The 18,319-nt window shown below is 70.3% G+C and carries 19 protein-coding genes and 1 rRNA gene; 1 reads left to right on the top strand and 19 read right to left on the bottom strand.

Features of this window, described 5'->3' with window-relative positions; all coding sequences use genetic code 11:
* Positions 1 to 42 precede the first annotated feature (42 nt).
* Genes FEZ32_RS10190 through FEZ32_RS10180 form a run of 3 tightly spaced genes read right to left on the bottom strand, consistent with a single transcriptional unit; the run spans position 43 to position 2,239 of the window.
* Positions 43 to 267: a hypothetical protein gene (locus tag FEZ32_RS10190; RefSeq protein ID WP_420809243.1), complete on the bottom strand. Its 225-nt coding sequence runs from the start codon at positions 265 to 267 to the stop codon at positions 43 to 45.
* Positions 264 to 1,247, bottom strand: a complete 984-nt coding sequence (locus FEZ32_RS10185; protein ID WP_097798672.1) for a WYL domain-containing transcriptional regulator — start codon at positions 1,245 to 1,247, stop codon at positions 264 to 266. The genes FEZ32_RS10190 and FEZ32_RS10185 overlap by 4 nt, the downstream gene beginning before the upstream one ends.
* Positions 1,244 to 2,239, bottom strand: a complete 996-nt coding sequence (locus FEZ32_RS10180; RefSeq protein ID WP_138680536.1) for a helix-turn-helix transcriptional regulator — start codon at positions 2,237 to 2,239, stop codon at positions 1,244 to 1,246. The genes FEZ32_RS10185 and FEZ32_RS10180 overlap by 4 nt, the downstream gene beginning before the upstream one ends.
* A 135-nt stretch (positions 2,240 to 2,374) precedes the next feature.
* Between FEZ32_RS10180 and gluQRS the strand changes: the two genes are divergently transcribed.
* Positions 2,375 to 3,451, top strand: a complete 1,077-nt coding sequence (gene gluQRS / locus FEZ32_RS10175) for a tRNA glutamyl-Q(34) synthetase GluQRS (protein ID WP_097798670.1) — start codon at positions 2,375 to 2,377, stop codon at positions 3,449 to 3,451.
* On the opposite strand, the gene FEZ32_RS10170 is transcribed toward gluQRS, so the two are convergent.
* The 16 genes from FEZ32_RS10170 to rrf all read right to left on the bottom strand — a co-directional run bounded on the left by FEZ32_RS10170 (position 3,412) and on the right by rrf (position 18,289).
* Positions 3,412 to 4,509 carry an FKBP-type peptidyl-prolyl cis-trans isomerase gene (locus FEZ32_RS10170; RefSeq protein ID WP_244937986.1) on the bottom strand — a complete coding sequence of 366 codons (1,098 nt, stop codon included), beginning with the start codon at positions 4,507 to 4,509 and terminating at the stop codon, positions 3,412 to 3,414. The two genes, gluQRS and FEZ32_RS10170, sit on opposite strands and share 40 nt — an antisense overlap.
* 60 nt (positions 4,510 to 4,569) lie before the next feature.
* Positions 4,570 to 5,310 carry a pseudouridine synthase gene (locus tag FEZ32_RS10165; protein WP_097798668.1) on the bottom strand — a complete coding sequence of 247 codons (741 nt, stop codon included), beginning with the start codon at positions 5,308 to 5,310 and terminating at the stop codon, positions 4,570 to 4,572.
* A gap of 27 nt (positions 5,311 to 5,337) precedes the next feature.
* The gene (locus tag FEZ32_RS10160; RefSeq protein WP_138680534.1) at positions 5,338 to 5,814 is read right to left on the bottom strand and encodes a hypothetical protein; all 477 of its coding nucleotides are present in this window, start codon (positions 5,812 to 5,814) and stop codon (positions 5,338 to 5,340) included.
* Entirely contained in the window at positions 5,799 to 6,719 is a 921-nt protein-coding gene (locus FEZ32_RS10155; protein WP_138680533.1) for a ParA family protein, read from the bottom strand. Before FEZ32_RS10155 ends, FEZ32_RS10160 begins: the two co-directional genes overlap by 16 nt.
* Before the next feature lie 57 nt (positions 6,720 to 6,776).
* A complete protein-coding gene (locus tag FEZ32_RS10150) occupies positions 6,777 to 7,760 on the bottom strand; it encodes a site-specific tyrosine recombinase XerD (RefSeq protein ID WP_097798665.1) in 984 nt (327 codons plus the stop codon).
* A complete protein-coding gene (locus FEZ32_RS10145; protein WP_138680532.1) occupies positions 7,757 to 8,440 on the bottom strand; it encodes an NUDIX domain-containing protein in 684 nt (227 codons plus the stop codon). Before FEZ32_RS10145 ends, FEZ32_RS10150 begins: the two co-directional genes overlap by 4 nt.
* Positions 8,437 to 10,155, bottom strand: a complete 1,719-nt coding sequence (locus FEZ32_RS10140) for a CTP synthase (protein WP_138680531.1) — start codon at positions 10,153 to 10,155, stop codon at positions 8,437 to 8,439. Before FEZ32_RS10140 ends, FEZ32_RS10145 begins: the two co-directional genes overlap by 4 nt.
* Positions 10,156 to 10,275: 120 nt before the next feature.
* Positions 10,276 to 11,979, bottom strand: coding sequence for a DNA repair protein RecN (gene recN / locus FEZ32_RS10135; RefSeq protein ID WP_138680530.1), 1,704 nt, complete (start codon positions 11,977 to 11,979; stop codon positions 10,276 to 10,278).
* Positions 11,976 to 12,908, bottom strand: a complete 933-nt coding sequence (locus FEZ32_RS10130) for an NAD kinase (protein WP_097828097.1) — start codon at positions 12,906 to 12,908, stop codon at positions 11,976 to 11,978. Before FEZ32_RS10130 ends, recN begins: the two co-directional genes overlap by 4 nt.
* A gap of 114 nt (positions 12,909 to 13,022) precedes the next feature.
* Entirely contained in the window at positions 13,023 to 13,607 is a 585-nt protein-coding gene (locus FEZ32_RS10125) for an energy-coupling factor transporter transmembrane protein EcfT (RefSeq protein ID WP_236082252.1), read from the bottom strand.
* Positions 13,608 to 13,672: 65 nt separating this feature from the next.
* Entirely contained in the window at positions 13,673 to 14,404 is a 732-nt protein-coding gene (locus FEZ32_RS10120; protein ID WP_097828099.1) for an energy-coupling factor ABC transporter ATP-binding protein, read from the bottom strand.
* On the bottom strand, positions 14,397 to 15,137 hold the full coding sequence (locus FEZ32_RS10115; RefSeq protein WP_138680529.1) for a biotin transporter BioY: 741 nt from the start codon (positions 15,135 to 15,137) through the stop codon (positions 14,397 to 14,399). Before FEZ32_RS10115 ends, FEZ32_RS10120 begins: the two co-directional genes overlap by 8 nt.
* Positions 15,138 to 15,218: 81 nt before the next feature.
* Positions 15,219 to 16,259, bottom strand: coding sequence for an HAD-IIA family hydrolase (locus tag FEZ32_RS10110; RefSeq protein WP_244937847.1), 1,041 nt, complete (start codon positions 16,257 to 16,259; stop codon positions 15,219 to 15,221).
* A complete protein-coding gene (locus FEZ32_RS10105) occupies positions 16,256 to 16,999 on the bottom strand; it encodes a tetratricopeptide repeat protein (RefSeq protein WP_244937846.1) in 744 nt (247 codons plus the stop codon). Before FEZ32_RS10105 ends, FEZ32_RS10110 begins: the two co-directional genes overlap by 4 nt.
* 56 nt (positions 17,000 to 17,055) lie before the next feature.
* On the bottom strand, positions 17,056 to 17,769 hold the full coding sequence (locus tag FEZ32_RS13570) for a hypothetical protein (RefSeq protein WP_217496648.1): 714 nt from the start codon (positions 17,767 to 17,769) through the stop codon (positions 17,056 to 17,058).
* Positions 17,770 to 18,172: 403 nt separating this feature from the next.
* Positions 18,173 to 18,289: ribosomal RNA gene (gene rrf, locus FEZ32_RS10100) — 5S ribosomal RNA — on the bottom strand.
* Positions 18,290 to 18,319 lie beyond the last annotated feature (30 nt).

Genomic DNA, 18,319 nt, shown 5'->3' with positions numbered 1-18,319 from the left:
CGTCTGCGAGACCTTTCCCGCAGTCCGGAGTCGCCGCTCAGGCTACCACGCCGTATCGTGGCCGCCCGGGTGCGAGACGGCGCCATCCAGCGGGTCGAGGTCGACCTTCTCGAGGATCTGGGCGGCCTCCTCGAGACGGCCCAGGAGCCTCTCCAGCTCCGCCGCCAGAGCTGTCACCTTGTGCCACAGCCACCACAGTCCCCAGACGGTGAGGGCCAGTCCTCCGACCAGCGCGGCCATGAGCACCCACAGCCACAGCATGGTCACCGGTCCTCCTTCTCCGACGCCGCGATGTCAGGCTCGGTCAGGCCGTTGGCCCGCGCCGCCGCGCTCAGCGCCCGAGCCGCCGGCCAGGCCGCCTCGGGGGGTGTGACATCCAGCACCTCGGGGCCCAGCGAGATCAGCAGGTCGGCCAACCAACCGCGGGATGCGATGGCGAAGGTGATCTGCCAGCCCTCGGGGACCTTCTCCACCCGGCGGGCGGGGTGGTACTCGGCCACCCATCGCGCCGACGGTGCCACCGTGAGGGTGACCTCGTCGCGGGCCGGGACGTCGCTGAACCAGCTCACCTCGGCCGGCGGAAGACCGTGGCCGACCGACTCGCCGAGGTGTTCGGCACGCTCGACCCGGTCCAGCCGCCAGGTCCGCCAGGCGCCGCGCTCCAGCGACCACCCCAGCAGATAGCTGTGGCCCTCGCGAACCTCAATGCGGACCGGGTCGACCACCGGGCTGGTGGTCCTGTCGTCCTCCTGGCGACGGTGCACCAGACGGACCCGCCAGCCCTCGGCCACAGCGTGGGCGAACCACTCGCGGCGGTGGTCGGTGCCGGCCCCGGCACTGGCCTGGACCGGGTCGGGGCCGATCTGGGGCACCACGGTCCGCAGGGTCGCGATGGCCGACTCCACGGCGGGCCGCACCGAGGGGTCTGCGAGATCGGCGACCACCTGGAGGGCGGCCAGCAGGGACCAGGCCTCGTCGGGGGTCAGCCTCATCGGGCGGGGCAGGATGTCGGCATTGCCGATCGTGACGGTGCCCTCGGCGTCCACGGCGTCCATGTCGATGTCGATGAGGTCGTCGGGCAGTCCGCCGGGCAGGCCGCACATCCACAGGGTCTTGAGATCGGCGACGATGCGGGCCGGGCGCACCCCGAAGACCTCGGCGACCCGTGTCAGCGGAACCCCGGGATGGGCGCGCAGGTAGGGCACCAGGGACAGCAGCCTGGTGACCTCGGTCTGGGAGTGCGTCATCGCGGCACCTCCGGGGAGTGGCTCCAGGGCCTGACCGCGATCTGCTCGAGCCGGTCGGCCATCGCCCGGCGCACCTGCGGGGGTCCCAGCAGGATCGCCCTGCCGCCGGCCTGGAGCAGGGAGGTCACCATCTGGTCCATCCCCGCGACGGTCAGCGTCTCCACGACGAAGTCGCCGGGGATCTGCACCCGGTCAGGAAGGGACTCGGGAGGCTGTGCCGCCTCGGCCCGTCCGGGTAGCCGCACCGTCCGGTCGTGGGCCACCAGAGCGGTGACGGGACTGGCGGGAGGGGGCTCCAGACGCTGAAGGTGCTGCTGGACGACCTCGGGGCCGGGTCTGAGGACCGAGCCCGCGGGACCGTCCTCGGCCACCTTCGAGCTGATCCTGGAGAGTCGGAAGACGCGGGGGTCCTGCCGGTCGCGGTCGAAGCCGAGCAGGTACCAGTGGCCGCGGCGCAGCACCATCCGCCAGGGTTCGACGTGGCGCACGGCGGTCTCGCGGTAGTCGAAGCGCACCGGGGTGCCCGACAGGGTGGCCCGCCACAACTCGGGGAAGCCGGTCTGGTCGGGGCCCGAGGTCACCTGGGTGGAGACCCCGGCCTCGATGTCGGGCTCGACCCCCGCGGCCCGCAGCTTGGTGAGGGCCGAGGCCGAGGACTCGTCGAGCACCTGGTCGCGCCACACCCGGGCGGCCATCCCCAGGGCGTCAGCCTCGGCCTGGCTGAACTGCACCGGCGGCAGCTCGAAGTCTGATCGGGGGATGCGGTAGCCGACCTCGTTGCCGAAGTAGCTGTCGATGGTGACGGCGCGGACATCGATGCCCTGGTTGCGCAACTCGTCCTTGTCGCGCTCGAAGGTGCGCTCGAAGCTCTGGTCGGACTTGCCCCGGTAGTCCTCGATGGCCTCGCGCAGCTCGGCCCGGGTGAGTGGGCGATCGGTGACCAGCAGTGCGATGACGAGGTTCACCAACCGTTCCGACCGCCGTGACGACATGAGCACCTCCCGAAGGTTGCCGCGGCCCCACAGCCTATCGCCCCCGGTCGCCCATCACTGCCGGTCGCCCATCACCCCCGGTCACTCCGTCTTGCCGCCGGGCCGGTCGTGCGGGGCGCCCCTACAGTGACGATCATGGACAGCGCACACCTCCCCGGGCACGGCCGGTTCGCCCCCTCGCCGACCTCGGCCCTCCATCTGGGCAATCTGCGCACCGCACTGGTCGCCTGGTTGCTGGCCCGGCGCAGCGGCCGTGGATTCGTGGTGCGCGTCGAGGACCTTGACCAGGTGAGGGTGGCGGCCGCCGGTGACATCGCCGACCAGCAGCTGCGCGATCTAGAGGCGCTGGGGCTGGACTGGGACGGACCGGTGGTCCGCCAGTCCGCCCGCCTGGAGATCTACGCAGAGATGGCCCGCCGGCTGCCGAGCTACCCGTGCTTCTGCACCCGCCGGGAGATCGCCGCGGCCTCCCGGGCGCCCGACGGGAACCCGCGTTCCGGGGAGGGCGACTGGCTGCCCTATCCGGGGACCTGCCGGGGGCTGTCCCGGAGTCGACGCGCCGAGTTTGCCGGCCGCCGTCCGCCGGCCCTGCGGCTGGCGGCGCCGGTGCACCACTGGACGGTTCATGATCTGGCCCGCGGCACCCAGTCGGGTCGGGTCGATGACGTCGTGCTGCGCCGCAATGACGGGACCTGGGCCTACAACCTGGCGGTGGTGGTCGACGACGGGCTCCAGGGGGTCGACCAGGTGGTGAGGGCACGGGATCTGTGGCCCTCGGCCCCCCGCCAGGCGATGATCGCGGACCTGCTGGGCCTGCCGGCCCCCGGCTACGCCCACACCGGACTGGTCACCGGTCCGGGAGGCAAGCGCCTGGCCAAGGCCAGGGGTGCCGCGGGGATGGCCGAGCTGGCGGCCGGCGGGCTGTCCGCCGCGCGCGTCAGGGCCGTGCTGTGCCGGTCACTGGGTCTGCCCGAGGTGGACAGGCTGACCGACCTGCTGGCCGGGGATCCCGGGATCGACGCGGCTCTGCGTCCGCCCCGGGGTGCCGCCGCGGACTCGGCCGAACCCGGGCCCCTGGAGGCCGGCCCTCTGGCCGGGCCCCGGGGCTGGTGGTCCGATGTGGCACTGGATGCCCCTGCGGAGGGGACCTCAGGTCAGCCGGCCGGTTCGACTCAGGAGGCGGGCTCGGCGAACAGGATGTCGACGACGTAGACGAGGGTCTCGCCCTTGTCGATCGCCGGGGTGGCATTGCCGTTCGGGTAGGCCTGGGCCGGCGGGACGATGAGCATCACCCGGGAGCCGACGGTCTGGCCCGCCAGCCCCTTCTTCCAGCCCTCGATGACCCCGGACATCTGACCGGTCACCGCACTGCCGGAGTAGCCGTCCTCGATGAGGCTTCCGGTGGACCAGGCCCAGGTGCGGTACTTGACCTGGATGACGTCGGAGGCGCTGACCTTGGCCCCGTCGCCCTTGATGAGGGGCTGGGTGACCAGCGAGGTCGGCTTGGTGGCCTTCCCGATGGTGACGGTGGGGATGTTGTTCTTCACGGTGACGGTCGGCAGCCCGGCGGGCGGGGTGACCGCGGTGCCGGTGGCCGTCTCGAAGGAGGTGTCGAGAATGTCGACGACGAAGATCAGCGAGTCGCCCTTGGCGATCCCGACCTGGGGGTTGCCGCCCTGGGAGTCATAGGCGTCGGAGCCGGGCATCATCACGAGCACCCGGTCGCCGACCTTGTGGCCCTTCAGGCCCTTCTGGAAGCCGGGCACGACCTGGCTCAGCGGGAAGCTGGTGGGCTTGCCGCGGGAGAAGCTGGAGTCGAAGGACTTGCCGGTGCGGGCGTTGACGCCCTCGTAGTTGATCCGCACGGTCGCGTCGTCGGAGACCGTGCGACCGGATCCGGCGGTGAGCACCTTCGAGGTGGTCGCGGCGATCTTGAGGGGCCACTTCGCGGTGACGGTCGGCTTCTTGCCCGCCGCCCCCGTGACGGTGATCGCATCGAGGCTGGTGATCGTGGTGGCCGGCTTCGTCGGGGTGGCGGAGACCGACGGGCTGGGCGTGGCCGAGGCGGAGGGGGAGACGGCCGCCGAACTCGCCGACGGTGTCGGCGTCGCCTTGCTGGAGGAACTGTCGGAGCTGCAGGCCGTCAGGCCCAGGGCCGCCACGCACAGCAGGGCGGTCAGCCCTGCGGCCGTGGTCCGGCGGGAACGGAAGGCACGAGAGATCACCCGGTGCACGTTACCCGAGGCGACGGCCCGCCGCACCCGGGGCAGACCCTGCTCGGCGGTCGACGAACCAGTTCACAGGCGGTTGCGAACGCCTGGACGCCGTTCTCACAGATCGACGAGATCGAACAGCTTGCCCAGCTCCTCGCGACTCAGCGGACGCATGTCGCCGACTCCGAGACGGCCCACCCGCACCGGGCCGATGGCGGTCCGGGAGAGTCGGCGCACGGGGTGGGCCACCGAGTCCATCATGCGCCGGACGATGCGGTTGCGCCCCTCGTGGAGGCTGATCTCGACCAGGGACTTCATCTCGGAGGCCTGCACCAGTCGCACCGAGTCGGGGTGCACCGGGCCGTCCTCCAGGGTCAGCCCCTTGGTGAGCCGCCTGATGACCTTGTCGTCGACGAATCCCTCGACCTCGGCGAGATAACTCTTGAGCACCTTGTAGGAGGGGTGGGTCATCCGGTGGGCGAACTCGCCGTCATTGGTGAGGAGGATGAGCCCCTCGGTCTCGGTGTCCAGACGTCCGACGTGGAAGAGTCGCTCGTGGTTCGGGACCCCCTCCAGATCTGCCAGGCAGGCCCGCCCGTCCGGGTCGTCCATCGTGGAAACCACTCCGCGCGGCTTGTTGAGCACGTAGTAGAGGTGGCGTCGGGCGGTGGGGATCCGGGACCCGTCGACGCGGATCTCGTCGTGCTCGGGATCGACTCGGCGGCCCTGGACGATGACGATCTCGCCATTGACCTCGACCCGGCCCTCATCGATCATCTCCTCGGCGGCTCGCCGGGAGGCGACGCCGGCCTGGGCGAGGACCTTCTGGAGCCGGACTCCCTGTTTCTCGTCGGTCATGGGTTCTCCTGTTCGTGTGTGGGTGGCTCAGCGACTGAGCCGGGCCACCAGGGCCGATGACTCGGCGCTGGTGTCCAGATCGGCGAGCGCGATGGCGATCGCCTCCCGGACGATGCGACCCCGGTCTGCGCTGATGCCGTGAGCCTTGAGGGCCACCCGGGCGGTCTCAAGGGCGATGAGCTCGCCGGTGCTGACGTAGACGGTGATCTTCTCGTCGTGGCGGACCCTGCCGGTCACCGACCGGGATCTGCCGGCCCTTCGTGCGGAATCTGCTGATTGTGCGCTACCGGCGGGTTGTGCGGTACCGCCGGGTTGCGCAGCGGCTCTCCGCGCAGTGGCACTGCTCCCGGCGCTGCGGTGTGCGGAGTCGTCGGGATCCTGCTCCCGGATCGGCTCGGGATCCTGGTCGTGGGGCCGGTCAGCGGACCTGTGGCGGGGGGTCCGGACCGGTGTGGTGGGGCGGAAGAGTTCATCGGCTCCCGGAAGGCTCACCCGACGTGGCAACGGTGCAGCACCTCCTTGGCGAGGTCGCGGTAGGCCTTGGCCCCCGGCGAGGAGGAGGCGTAGGTGGTGATGGGCTCCCCGGCGACGGTGGTCTCGGGGAACTTCACGGTGCGCTTGATGACGGTGTGGAAGACGACCTCGCCGAAGGCCTGGACGACCCTCTCCATCACCTCGCGGGCGTGCAGGGTGCGGGGATCGAACATGGTTCCCAGGATGCCAAGGATCTTGAGATCGGGATTGAGCCGGTCCTGCACCTTCTCGATCGTGTCGGTGAGCAGGGCGACGCCGCGCAGCGCGAAGAACTCGCACTCCAGCGGCATGATGACGTAGTCGGAGGCGGTCAGGGCGTTGATGGTGAGCAACCCCAGGGAGGGAGCGCAGTCGATGAGGATGACGTCGTACTCGCCACGGACCTTGTCGATGACTCTCTTGAGTGTCTGCTCGCGTGCCACCTCGGAGACCAGCTGGACCTCGGCCGCCGACAGGTCGATGTTGGCGGGGAGCAGATCCATCCCGTTGATGACGGTCTCCTGGATGACGTCCTCGACGCGATCCCGGTTCGACAGCAGCAGGTTGTAGATGCTGATCTCGAGGTTGTGCGGGTTGATCCCCAGCCCCACCGACAGGGACCCCTGGGGGTCGAAGTCGACCAGCAGCACCTTCCGGCCGTACTCGGCCAGAGCGGCACCGAGGTTGATGGTGGTGGTCGTCTTGCCGACCCCGCCCTTCTGGTTGCACATCGAGATCACCAAGGCGTGCTTGGGCCCGTCGGGCACCGGATGCGGCTCGGGAATGTCTGGGATCGGTCGACCAGTCGGTCCGATGTCGTGCTCAGCGGCCTCGGCGGCCTCCTTGCCGGGAGCCGGTACGTGGAAGATCTCCTCCTGATCCGTCGCCTCGGCCACCTGGGACCCTTCCTCTCGCCTCGTGTCGGACCCGGGTTGCACCGGGCTGGCTCAACACTAGTCGGTGGTGCCCACGGGTGTCGTGGGGCCGTCCCTCTCGTCACTGCTGAGCGCGCGGGGGTGACTGGACCGGTAGACCTCGCGCAGATGCTCGACGGTGACCAGCGTGTAGATCTGGGTGGTGGTGACCGAGGCGTGTCCCAGCAGCTCCTGGACCACCCGGACGTCGGCTCCGCCGTCGAGCAGGTGGGTGGCGAAGGAGTGCCGCAGGCTGTGCGGCGACAGGTGCTCGGTGATCCCGGCGCGCTGCCCGGCACGCTGGATCACCGCCCAGGCGCTCTGCCGCGACAGCCGGCCCCCGCGCTGGTTGAGCAGCAGGGCCGGGGTGGCCGGGGCACTGCCGGACCCGTGCGAGGCGGCCCACCCCGGTCGGCCGCGCACCAGCCACCCGCGGACCGCGTCGGCGGCGTAGCTGCCCAGCGGCACGACGCGCTCCCTGCCCCCCTTGCCGAACAGTCGCAGTCCCTGCTGCGGGTCGGACAGCACCGGGGTGAGGTCATCGACGTCCAGGGAGCAGACTTCCGAGACCCTGGCCCCGGTGCCGTAGAGCAGCTCGAGCAGGGCGCGGTCGCGCAGCCCCTCGACGGTGGTGGTGTCGCACGAGTCCAGCAGCGCCTCCACCGACTCGATGCTCAGGGCCTTGGGCAGACGGCGGGGGCGGGCTCCCGGGGAGACCTCGTGGGCGACGTCGAGGCCGACCCGTCCCTCGGCCAGGGCGAAGGCGTGCAGGTTGCGCACCGCGACCACCGCGCGACTCACCGAGGCCGGCGCCAGATCCCGGCGCGCGAGGTCCCGGGAGAACTCCGAGACGTCGACTGCGCTCACCTGGGCCAGATCCGTCAGTCCGCGGCCGGCCAGGAAGTGGCGGTACCGGTCCAGGTCGCGGCGGTAGGCGGCCACCGTGTTGTCGGACAGCCCTCTCTCCACCGCCAGGTGGGACAGGTAGTCGACGACCAGGTCATCGACCGAGGCGTCGCTCAACCCTGCTCCGCGGCGCCGTTCGACTCGGGAGGCATCCCGGACAGCCCGCCGGGACGCTCCCGGACCGGCCAGGGGGCGTCGGCCGGGCGCAGCCGGTCGATCACGCCGCGGTCGCGGGCCGTGACCAGGGCCGTCACTCCGGTGACCAGGGTGGGCGACTGGCAGTTGCCGGCGAAGACGGCGTCGACCAGGTCGTCGAGGGGCTCCCAGTCGTGGCTCATGGTGGCCTCCTCCCCCTCCAGCACGAACCCGTCGGGGCGGGGGGCCGGACGCAGGCCGCGGGCCAGGAAGATCCGCAGGGACTCCTGGGATCCTCCCGGCGAGGTGAAGATGTCGACCAGGATCCGCCAGTCCGAGGCGGCCAGCTGGGCCTCCTCGGCGAGTTCCCGCTGGGCGGCGTGCAGGTAGTTCTCCCCCGCGACGTCCAGCAGACCGGCGGGCGGCTCGACGAGGATCATCTCGACGGGCTGGCGGTACTGACGCACCACGGCGACCCGGTCCTGGTCGTCCAGGGCGATGATGCCGACCGCTCCGGGGTGGGTGATGTACTGGCGGGCGACCTGCTCACCGGTGGGTGTGGTGATGGTGTCGTTGACGAAGTCGCAGACCCTGCCGGTGGCGAGAACCTCGTGGGAGTCGACCCGCCAGGTCTCGTCGTGGTCCCAGCGCGGGGCGCTCACTTCGCGTCCTCGCCCTCGGCGCCCTGCCCGGCCACCGGAGCGTCGGTCCCCTCGGGCAGCGGCACCGAGCGGTCCTCCCCGTGGTGGTGGGCGATCGCGGCGGCGATCAGGCCGCGGAACAGCGGGTGGGCGTGGGTCGGGCGAGACTTGAGCTCGGGGTGGGCCTGGGTCGCCACGAAGTAGGGGTGCAGGCCGCGGTCCAGTTCGATGAACTCGACGAGGCTGCCGTCGGGGGAGGTGCCGCTGATGTGCAGTCCGACGGCCTCCAGGCGGTCGCGGTAGGCGTTGTTGACCTCGTAGCGGTGACGGTGCCGCTCGGAGACGGCGGTGGTGCCGTAGAGCGTGGCGACCAGGCTGTCCTTGGACAGTTTGGCCGGGTAGGCGCCGAGCCTCATGGTGCCGCCCAGATCGGCATTGCCGGAGACGATGTCGACCTGTTCGGCCATCGTGGCGATGACCGGGTTCTTGCTGTCCGGCTCGAACTCGCTGGAGGCGGCGTCCTCGATCCCGGCCAGGTCCCGGGCGACCTCGATGACGGCGCACTGCAGGCCCAGGCACAGCCCCAGGAAGGGTAGCCCGGTCTCGCGGGCGTGCCGGATCGCGCCGACCTTGCCCTCCACACCGCGGATCCCGAACCCGCCGGGAACGCAGATCGCGTCGACCCCGGCCAGGGCCTTGCGGGCTCCCTCGGGGGTGGCGCAGGTGTCGGAGGCGACCCACTTGACGTTGACCTTGACGCGGTTGGCGTAGCCGCCGGCGTGCAGCGCCTCGGTCACCGACAGGTAGGCGTCGGGCAGGTCGATGTACTTGCCGACCAGGGCGACGGTGAGCTCCTCGGTGGGGTGCTGGACGCGGTTGAGCAGGTCGTTCCAGGTGGTCCAGTCGACGTCACGGAAGAACATCGACAGCCGCTGGACGACATAGGCGTCCAGTCCCTCGCGGTGCAGCACCTTGGGGATGAGGTAGATCGAGGAGGCGTCGGGGCATGAGACGACGGCCTGCTCCTCGACATCGCACATCAGCGCGATCTTGGACTTGATGCCCTTGGCCAGCGGGCGCTCGGACCGGCAGACGACGGCGTCGGGCTGGATGCCGACCTCGCGCAGGGCGGCCACCGAGTGCTGGGTGGGCTTGGTCTTCATCTCCTTGGCCGGCCGGATGTAGGGCACCAGGGCGACGTGCAGGAAGAAGACGTTCTCCCGGCCGATCTCGTGGCGGACCTGGCGGGCGGCCTCCAGGAAGGGCAGCGACTCGATGTCACCGACGGTGCCGCCGATCTCGTGGATGACGACATCGGGATCGCCGGCCTCCATCGCGAGCATCTGGGCCTTGATCTCATTGGTGATGTGCGGGATGACCTGGACGGTGTCGCCCAGGAAGTCGCCGCGACGCTCCTTGGCGATCACCGTGGAGTAGACCTTGCCGGTGGTCACATTGGCCTCGCCGGACAGGTTTTCGTTGAGGAACCGCTCGTAGTGGCCGATGTCCAGATCGGTCTCGGCGCCATCCTCGGTGACGAACACCTCGCCGTGCTGGAACGGGTTCATGGTGCCTGGATCCACATTCAGGTAGGGATCCAGCTTCTGCATCGTGACCTTGAGGCCACGCGACTTCAGCAGGGAGCCGAGGGAGGACGCCGTGAGCCCCTTCCCGAGCGATGAGACGACTCCCCCGGTGACGAAAACATGTTTGGTGCAGTGACTGTCGGTGCTCACGGGGTTCCAGCCTATCTGGTGAGAAGGATCTCCTCCACCGCGGATCGGTGATAGACGTCCGGCGGTGTGGGAGAGGGGGTCTGCGGCGGGTGTCGGGTGGTCTCCCGGACACTCCGGGGATCAGTCGGAGTCGTCTCCTCGATGCTGGGCGGCCAGGCCGATCAGTTCCCGGGCGTGTTCGACGGCCAGCTCGGAGTCGGCCATCCCGGTCATCATCCGCGCCAGCTCGCTGAGTCGGTCGGGTCCGCTCACCTGGTGGACACCGGATCGGGTGATCCGACCGTCGGAGGCCTTCGTGACGACCAGTTGGCGGTCGGCGAAGGCGGCGACCTGGGGAAGGTGAGTCACCACGATCACCTGGTGGCGGTCCGCCAGCTGAGCCAGCCGGCGTCCGATCTCGATGCCGACCGCACCTCCCACCCCGGCGTCGACCTCGTCGAAGACGAAGGTCTGAGCCGTCTCGGTGGCGGCCAGCACGACCTCCAGGGCGAGCCGCACCCGCGACAGTTCGCCTCCGGAGGCCGCTCTGGCCAGAGGCGCCGGTGCGGCACCGGGGTTGGCGGCCAGCATGATGGTCACCTGGTCGATGCCCCGGGGGCCCATCGGGGCGTCCGACAGCCGGAACTCCAGGCTGGCCCTGGGCATCGCCAGGGCGGCGAACTCGGGGGCGACGTCGTGGGCCAGTCGCGCGGCAGTCGTCGACCGCAGTGCGGAGATCGTGGCGGCGCTGGTCTCCAGCCGGCCGGTCAGCTGGGCCAGCTGCTCCTCCAGGGCACTCAGGTCCGCTCCCCCGCCGTCCAGCTGTGCGAGCTCCCGGCGATCGGCGGTGGTCTCGGACAGCAGCCTCTCCAGGGTGGTCGCACGGGTTCTCACCAGCGCCTGGATCGCCGCCAGACGCCCGTTGACCTGCTCGATCCGGGCGGGATCGGCCGAGGCCCGGTCTGCCTGGGAGGCCACCTCGGAGGCCAGTTCGGCCAGGTCGTAGCCGAGCCCGCGGGCGGTCCGGGCCAGGGTCGCGCAGGACTCGTCCAGATCGGCGAGGGAGTCCAGCTCACGCCGGGCCTGGTCCAGCAGGGAGACCGCTCCGGGGTCCATCCCCGACTCGGTCTCGGTGCCGTTGAGGCTCCGGTCGGCGCGCGCCAGGGCGGCGCGGGTGTCCTGGCCCCGCTGGAGCCTCCTCATCTCCTCGATGAGCTCCCGGTCCTCGCCGGGCTGCGGGTCGACGGCGTCCACCTCGGCGATCCTGCGACGCAGCACCTCGATCTGAAGGGAGCGGTCGTGTTCCCCGGTGCTCAGCCTGGTCAGGTGCTCGGCGACCTCGCGGTGCCGGCGCCACAGGTCGCGGTGGGCCTCGAGGAGGTCGGCCATCCGGGAGCCCGCGGCCCGGTCCAGGACGTCGAGCTGGTGGTCTGGTGAGGTGAGTCTGATCTGGTCGGACTGGCCGTGGATGGTGAGGGTCGAGGCTGTCAGCCGGCCCAGCTGGCCGGCCGTCACCTGGGCCCCGCCGACCGAGGACCGGGAGCGGTGGGAGGCCAGCACCTGGCGACTGCAGATCACCTCGCCGTCCTCGGTCTCGCCGCCGAGTTCGGCGACCGTCCGAGCGATCGGGGGGTCGACGCCGAGAGTGGCCTCCACGACGGCCCTGCGGGCCCCCCGTCTCACCAGTCCCGGATCGGCGCGCTGACCCAGCAGGAGGCCCAGGCCGCTGACCACCATGGTCTTGCCGGCGCCGGTCTCACCGGTGACGGCGGTGAGGCCCGGGGAGAACTCCACCTCGGCCTCGTCGATCACCCCGAGGTCGCGGATCAGGAAATGGCCGATCATGCGCCGGTGTCGCCCTCGCTCTGGCGCCACCCCTCGACGGGCAGCGCGAACTTCTTGACCAGTCGCGAGGTGAAGGGCTGCTCGGCCAGCCGGGCGATCCTCAACCGTTGCGGGTGGCGGGTGACGGTGATCCGTCGTCCCGGCATGAGGTCGAAGCTCCGACGGCCGTCGCACCACAGCACCCCGGAGTCGGACCCGTCCGGCTGGAGGTCCAGGTCGACACGGGCCTCGGGGCTGAGCACCATGGGGCGGGCGAACAGTGCGTGGGCGCACAGCGGAAGCATCAGCATGGCGTCCAGGTCGGGCCACATCACCGGTCCGCCGGCCGAGAAGGCGTAGGCGGTGGAGCCGGTGGGGGTGGCGACCAGCACCCCGTCGCAGCTCCAGCGCTGGACGGGTAGTTCGTCGATCGAGGCCAGCACGTCGAGCATCCTGCGGCGGGCGGCCTTCTCCAGGCTGAGCTCGTTGACCGCGAAGGAGCGCCACAGCTGGTCGCCGTGGTGGTCCAGCACCCGCACGTCGAGCACCAGGCGGTCCTCGACGGTGTAGTCGCGGGCGCAGACCTTGCGGACCAGGGTGCTCATGTCGGAGCGCTCCAGCTCGGCGAGGAAGCCCACATGGCCCAGGTTGACCCCGAGCATCGGCACCTGGTGCGGCAGGGACCACTCGGCGGCACGGAGGATCGTGCCGTCCCCGCCGAAGACGACGACCGCCTCGATGTCGTGACTGCGCTGGGACAGGTTGACCAGATCGACCCCGGGCAGCCGTGCACCGAGCTGGGCGTGCTGCTCGTCGATGACCAGGCAGACGATTCCGCGCTCATCCATCGCCCGGATGAACTCGGCGGCGGCGTCGAAGGCCTCCTGGCGGTAGGCGTGGGAGAGGACCACCACCGCACGCGACCGGTCGGACACGCGGACCGTGCCCACAGGGGAAGTGCTCTTCTGGGACGTCACGGACCCAGACTAGCTTTCCCACTGCGACATCCGGCCGATGCCGGCCGGACCGGGCCCTCTCGCCTCAGAGCGGCCGAACCGCCGTGGTCACCGCACACCCGCCCTGATCTGCGGTTCGTCGCCGAGGCCGCGGGCGCGCAGCGCGTCGCCGACCTCCAGGGCGTGACCCACGATCCCGACGATCACCGGGACCACGAATCGCCACGAGGAGCGTTCCATCCCGCGGGCCCGCGCGGAGTCGCGCACCGACAGGAAGGATCCCAGCAGGTAGGGGACGGTGGCCCACATCAGGGTCACCGCCAGGGCCACCTTCTCGGGGCTGACGCCCAGCGGCCGCAGGATCCTCGCGAAGCCGGCGATGGCGTCCATCAGGGTGTCGGTGGAGGTGGTGCAGGTCAGCATCCTGGCCATGTAGAGACAGGCCATCAGGGAGGCGACGTAGACCACCCCGCGCTGCCAGGTGTTGAAGACGACGTGATAGCCGAGGATCAGCCCGTTCATGATCCACAGTGCGGTGCCGATCCGCAGGGCCAGGCGCCGGGGAAGCCGTGCCACCACCAGGACGATGACCACCGCCACCGCCAGACAGACCAGGGAGAACCACCAGATCCGCAGGATGAAGGGGAGCACCCCGACCACCACGAGCATCAGGTACTTGGCCCAGACCGGCATCCGGTGCGCCGGGGTGTGGCCCGGAACGTAGACGCCGAGGTAGCGCTCGACGTCCCCCTGGCCGTTCACGGCCGTGCTCCGTCGCCGGCCGGCGCCATCGTCATCCGTTCCCGGTAGCGCTGGATGACCGGGCCCGGTGCACCGTCGTCGACGATGCGTCCGTTCTCGACGGCCAGCACCCGGTCCATCGTCGAGGCCAGGTCCAGATCGTGGGTGGAGCACAGGATCTGCTGGTCCAGTGCGTCGAAGGCGCGCCTGAGCTGCTCGCGGTTGCGCAGATCCAGCAGGGTGGTGGGCTCGTCGGCGATGATGATGGTGGGTTCGACGGCCAGCACGCTGGCCAGGGCGACCAGCTGCCGCTCTCCCCCGGACAGGTCGTGGACGCTGCGGGTGGCGATGTCGGACAGCCCGCGGTCGGCGAGCAGCTCCAGGGCCAGACGGTGACGGTCGGCGCGCCGCCTCACCCTGGGGCGCAGACTGAGCTCGACGTCGGCCAACGGTGTCGACATCACGAGTTGGGAGCGAGGGTCGGTGAAGATGTAGCCGGCCTGTCGTCGGGCCCTGCGCGGGTCTCGCACCGGGTCGACGCCGTCGGCCAGCACGACCCCGGTGGTGGGTGCCACCAGGCCGTTGACCATTCGCAGCAGGGTCGACTTGCCGGCGCCGTTGGGACCGATGACGGCGACTCGGCGCTCGGGCAGGCTGAGGTTGACGTCGGCGAGGATGGTCACCTGGCGGTGCTCCCCGGCGATGTCGTACTCGTCGACGACCAGGCCGACCTCCCTGAACTCAATCACCGGCAGCTGCTCGCAAGCCCCGTCGGGGAGCCGGCATCAACCGCGGGAAGGCCGTGAAGACGGCGACCGCGATGATCACCACCAGCACCGCCTTGACCAGGTCGACGGCCATGAACAGGCCGTTGGCCGCCACCGCGACCCGCAGGGACATGCCGGCGTTGATCATCATCCCGGCAACCCCGAAGGCGTAGATGACGACCATGTCGACCAGAGCGACCAGGTACAGCAGGATCGGCAGCACACTGCGCCGCGGCCGGGACCGCAGCACCGCGGTGGCCAGCGCACCGGCCACAAAGGCGCCGAAGAAGTATCCGAGGAGGAATCCGCCCGAGGCTCCGAGCAGCACTCCGGGTCCGCTCGTCTGGCCGGCGAAGACCGGCAGACCGAGCAGGCCGACCACCAGGTAGAGGCCGACGGCCGCGCCTCCCCGCAGCGACCCGAGGATCATCGGGGCCGCCATCACGGCGATCATCTGCAGGGCGAAGGGCACCGCACCGATCGCGAACAGTGGCGGGATGATCGCCAGCACGGCGATGAGGGCCGCGAAGACCGCGATCAGGGCGATGTCGGTGGCCTCGAATCCTCGCTTCGCCGGTGCGGTGCGAGCCGGTTCGGGAGTCCTCGGGATGCCGCCCGACCCCTGGCCCGGCACCGCGGGCCCACCGGCCGATCCGTTGTGCAGATAGTCGGTGCCCGACGCACGCGTCGAGTCGGTTGCCGATGGGTCGGCCATGATGCCCTCCTGATGGCACGGGTGGACCCAGTCGTGGGGACCGGGTCGGCAGACATCATAGCCGACCGCCCTGAACAGTGTTCAGTGGACCAGGTCGAGGACCGCCAGTCCGTCGTGGGATCCGGTCCCACGGCCGGACCAGACCAGGGCCAGAACCGCCGCCAGGCAGTCGAGCTGGGCGTCCAGCTCGGACCCGACCGGACCGTCGACCTGTACGAGGCCGTCCACCACTGCGGCGCTGCCGTTCCGGCACGCTGCGCGATCACCGTCGATGACCGCCTCGCGCGGTGGATCCAGCAGCCCCGAGACGTCCTTGGCGATGTGCTCGGGACGCGACTGGGGGTCGGCGTCGAGCAGATCGTGCTTGCCGTGGGCTCCGGAGAACACGAACATCGAGCCCATCGAGGCGCGGTTGGCCCCGAGCATGTCGGTGTCCAGCCGGTCGCCGACAAATACCGGGTGGGTGCAGCCCAGACGGGCGACCGTGGCATCCAGCAGGGGGCGGTGCGGCTTGCCGGCGATCACCGGCTCGACATCGACGGTGGCACCGACCGCTGCGAGTTGGACCCCGACGCCGGGGACGATGCCCCGGTCGGTGGGTCTGGTCATGTCCGGATTGGCCCCGTACCAGGCGGCTCCGTGCTGAACGGCCAGGCCGGCTTCGACGAGCAGGGACCAGGGCATCTGCGGGTGATAGCCCTGGATCACCGCCACCGGGTTCTCGTCGGCGGTCCACACCGGTTCCAGGCCTCGTGCGCGCGCCTCGTCGGCCAGCGCCTCGGTGCCGGCGATCAGGACGCGTGCTCCGCGGGGAAGCCGGGACGCCGCCAGGTCGGTGATCGCCTCCCCGGAGGAGACGATGTCGTTGCGGGTGACGTCCATGCCCATGCCCCGCAGCACATCGGCGACCACGGTGGTGCTGCGCGCGGCGTTGTTGGTCACGAAACCGACCTTCACCCCGCGGGCGAGCAGCTTCTCGACGGTCGGAGGGGCGGCCGGGACCGGGTGGGGACCCACGTAGATCACCCCGTCCAGGTCGAACAGGGCCGCGTCGTAGTGGTCGATCAACGGCTGATCGACGGGATCCTGCTGTGCCATTCGGGGGTTGACGTCGTCACTCATTCGTTGCTGCTCGTCTCGTCGTCGGACTTCTCGGAGTCGGGCTTCTCAGCGTCGGGCTTCTCGATGTCCGGCTTCTCGATGTCCGGCTTCTCAGCGTCGGGCTTCTCGACGTCGGGGCTCTGGCTGCTGCCGTCACTCGGGTGGTCCGACGGGCTCTGCTCATCGGGGTCCGGAGCGGCCTTGCGGCCGGTCTCCAGTTCCTCGAGCCGGTCGGCTGCGTCCAGCAGTCCAGACGCGTCGAGGGCATCGCTGGAGGCGAAGAAGGTCTTCGCCCCGTGCTTGTCGCCGGTGTTGAGCAGCAGATCGGCGTAGGCGTAGTGCAGCCGCGCCTTGGCCTCATCGGAGCCCTGCATCGTGGTGACGGCCGCGTGGAGGAGGCGTTTGGCCTCGGCCACCTGGCCCATGTCCTCGCGTGCACCGGCCTTCACCAGCACCAGCTCGACGCGCTGGGAGGAACTCAGCCGGTCATCATCCTCGGCCTGTCGAATGAGCTTGAGAGCGTTCTGCGGACGACCGAGTGCTCGTTCGCAGTCGGCCATCACCGGGATGAGGTTGTCATTGCCCGTCATCCGTCGCAGCGCACGGTAGTCGTTGAGGGCGGAGGCGTACTCCCCCGCCGCATAGGCCGTCTCGGCAGCGACCTCGCGCAGCACGGGCAGCCTCGCGGCACGCCTCAGCGCGGCCTGGGCATGACGGTGCGCCAACTGCGGATCATCGCCCAGCAGCTCCGCGGCAGCCACCACGTGACCCTCGATGATGTGAGCAACATCGGAGGGAACGCTTCGCAGCTCGGCCTTCACCGAGGGCGGCAGAGAGTCCTCGTCGAAGTCCAGCGGTGCCAGCGGCTCATCGGCGTAGCGTCCGCGTCCCCGAGTCTCGCTGCCGGCATCGTCCCTGGATGCTCCTCGATCGTCGTGACGCCTGGGCCCACGATCTCCCCAGGACCCGTGGGACTGGTGTCCGCCACGATCGGACCGACGCTCGTCACGTCCACCGCGCGAGTACCCGCCACGGCGTCCGCCGTCACGACTCGAGTCGTCGCCGCCCTCACCGCGATCCCAGTCACGTCGGCCGCGACCCTCCGAGCCCCGCGACTCGCGACGATCATCGTCTCGGCCCCGGTAGCCACCGCGGTCTCGATCCCGATCTCCGTGCCAGCGCGATCCGCCGCCCTCGCGATCGTCGTCGCGACGCCGGGACCCACGGTGATCATCGTCACGACCACGGAACCCACGGTGATCATCATCACGACGTCGGGAGTTGCGCCGGTCGTCGTCCCGACCACCGGATCCACGATGATCGCGGTCGTTCTCACTGTGCCAACGCGACCCGCTGCTGTCTCGATCATTGTCGCGACGCGAACCGTGCCAGTCACCGCCACCGGAGCGACCGCCGCCGGAGCGGTAACCCCCGCCTCGTGATGAGGAGGATCTGCCGTAGCCGCCGGAGCGCCCCGCTCCTCCGCGACGTCCGTCACCGGAGAAGCCACGGCCCGAACGTCCGCCGCCATTTGTGGAATCTGCCATGGGGACATTCTCCCGCAGCAGCACGGTCCGCACCAATACTGAAAGTCCTTGCCCCACCTCCGATGAGCGCGCAGCTGTGCCACTGGCGGGCCCCGACGCTCCCCACCCGCCGGTCGCGGACGCCGACGCTGATGGGATCGCCCTGGGTACCGGTCGGCGCACCGGCCACCTGGAGCGTTTCCAGCAGGCTCGACAATGAGCATTTCTCGGGCGGCAGCGCCGAGCCGGCCCCGGGCTGTCTCCCGTCTGTGCCCGGTCGATCCAGGGGTGTTGCCGTCGGTGTCTGGGTGTGGGTGTGGTTCGGGGCCCGGACCGGGTCCCCGTCATGTCGATCACCTCGACATGGGGAACACGGTCCGGGCCCCGAACTCTTTTTTTAAGGGGTTTGTGCGGCAGCGTCCTACTCTCCCACCCACTGGCGTGGGCAGTACCATCGGCGTGTGGAGGCTTAACTTCCGGGTTCGGAATGGGACCGGGTGTTTCCCTCCAGCCATGGCCACCGGCACAAAAACTGTGGATATGACTCCCACACAA

The sequence above is a fragment of the Acidipropionibacterium jensenii genome (assembly GCF_005890135.1).
In the GTDB taxonomy this organism is placed as follows: domain Bacteria; phylum Actinomycetota; class Actinomycetes; order Propionibacteriales; family Propionibacteriaceae; genus Acidipropionibacterium; species Acidipropionibacterium jensenii.
This window is presented reverse-complemented; position numbering and strand designations above follow the sequence as displayed.

Bases quoted from the DNA above. Each gene is read 5' to 3' on its own strand.
- FEZ32_RS10185 (WP_097798672.1), bottom strand. From the start codon at position 1,247: ATGACGCACTCCCAGACCGAGGTCACCAGGCTGCTGTCCCTGGTGCCC.
- FEZ32_RS10180 (WP_138680536.1), bottom strand. From the start codon at position 2,239: ATGTCGTCACGGCGGTCGGAACGGTTGGTGAACCTCGTCATCGCACTG.
- gluQRS (WP_097798670.1), top strand. From the start codon at position 2,375: ATGGACAGCGCACACCTCCCCGGGCACGGCCGGTTCGCCCCCTCGCCG.
- FEZ32_RS10165 (WP_097798668.1), bottom strand. From the start codon at position 5,310: ATGACCGACGAGAAACAGGGAGTCCGGCTCCAGAAGGTCCTCGCCCAG.
- recN (WP_138680530.1), bottom strand. From the start codon at position 11,979: ATGATCGGCCATTTCCTGATCCGCGACCTCGGGGTGATCGACGAGGCC.
- FEZ32_RS10125 (WP_236082252.1), bottom strand. From the start codon at position 13,607: ATGCCGGTCTGGGCCAAGTACCTGATGCTCGTGGTGGTCGGGGTGCTC.
- FEZ32_RS10115 (WP_138680529.1), bottom strand. From the start codon at position 15,137: ATGGCCGACCCATCGGCAACCGACTCGACGCGTGCGTCGGGCACCGAC.
- FEZ32_RS10110 (WP_244937847.1), bottom strand. From the start codon at position 16,259: ATGAGTGACGACGTCAACCCCCGAATGGCACAGCAGGATCCCGTCGAT.
- FEZ32_RS13570 (WP_217496648.1), bottom strand. From the start codon at position 17,769: ATGGCGGCGGACGTTCGGGCCGTGGCTTCTCCGGTGACGGACGTCGCG.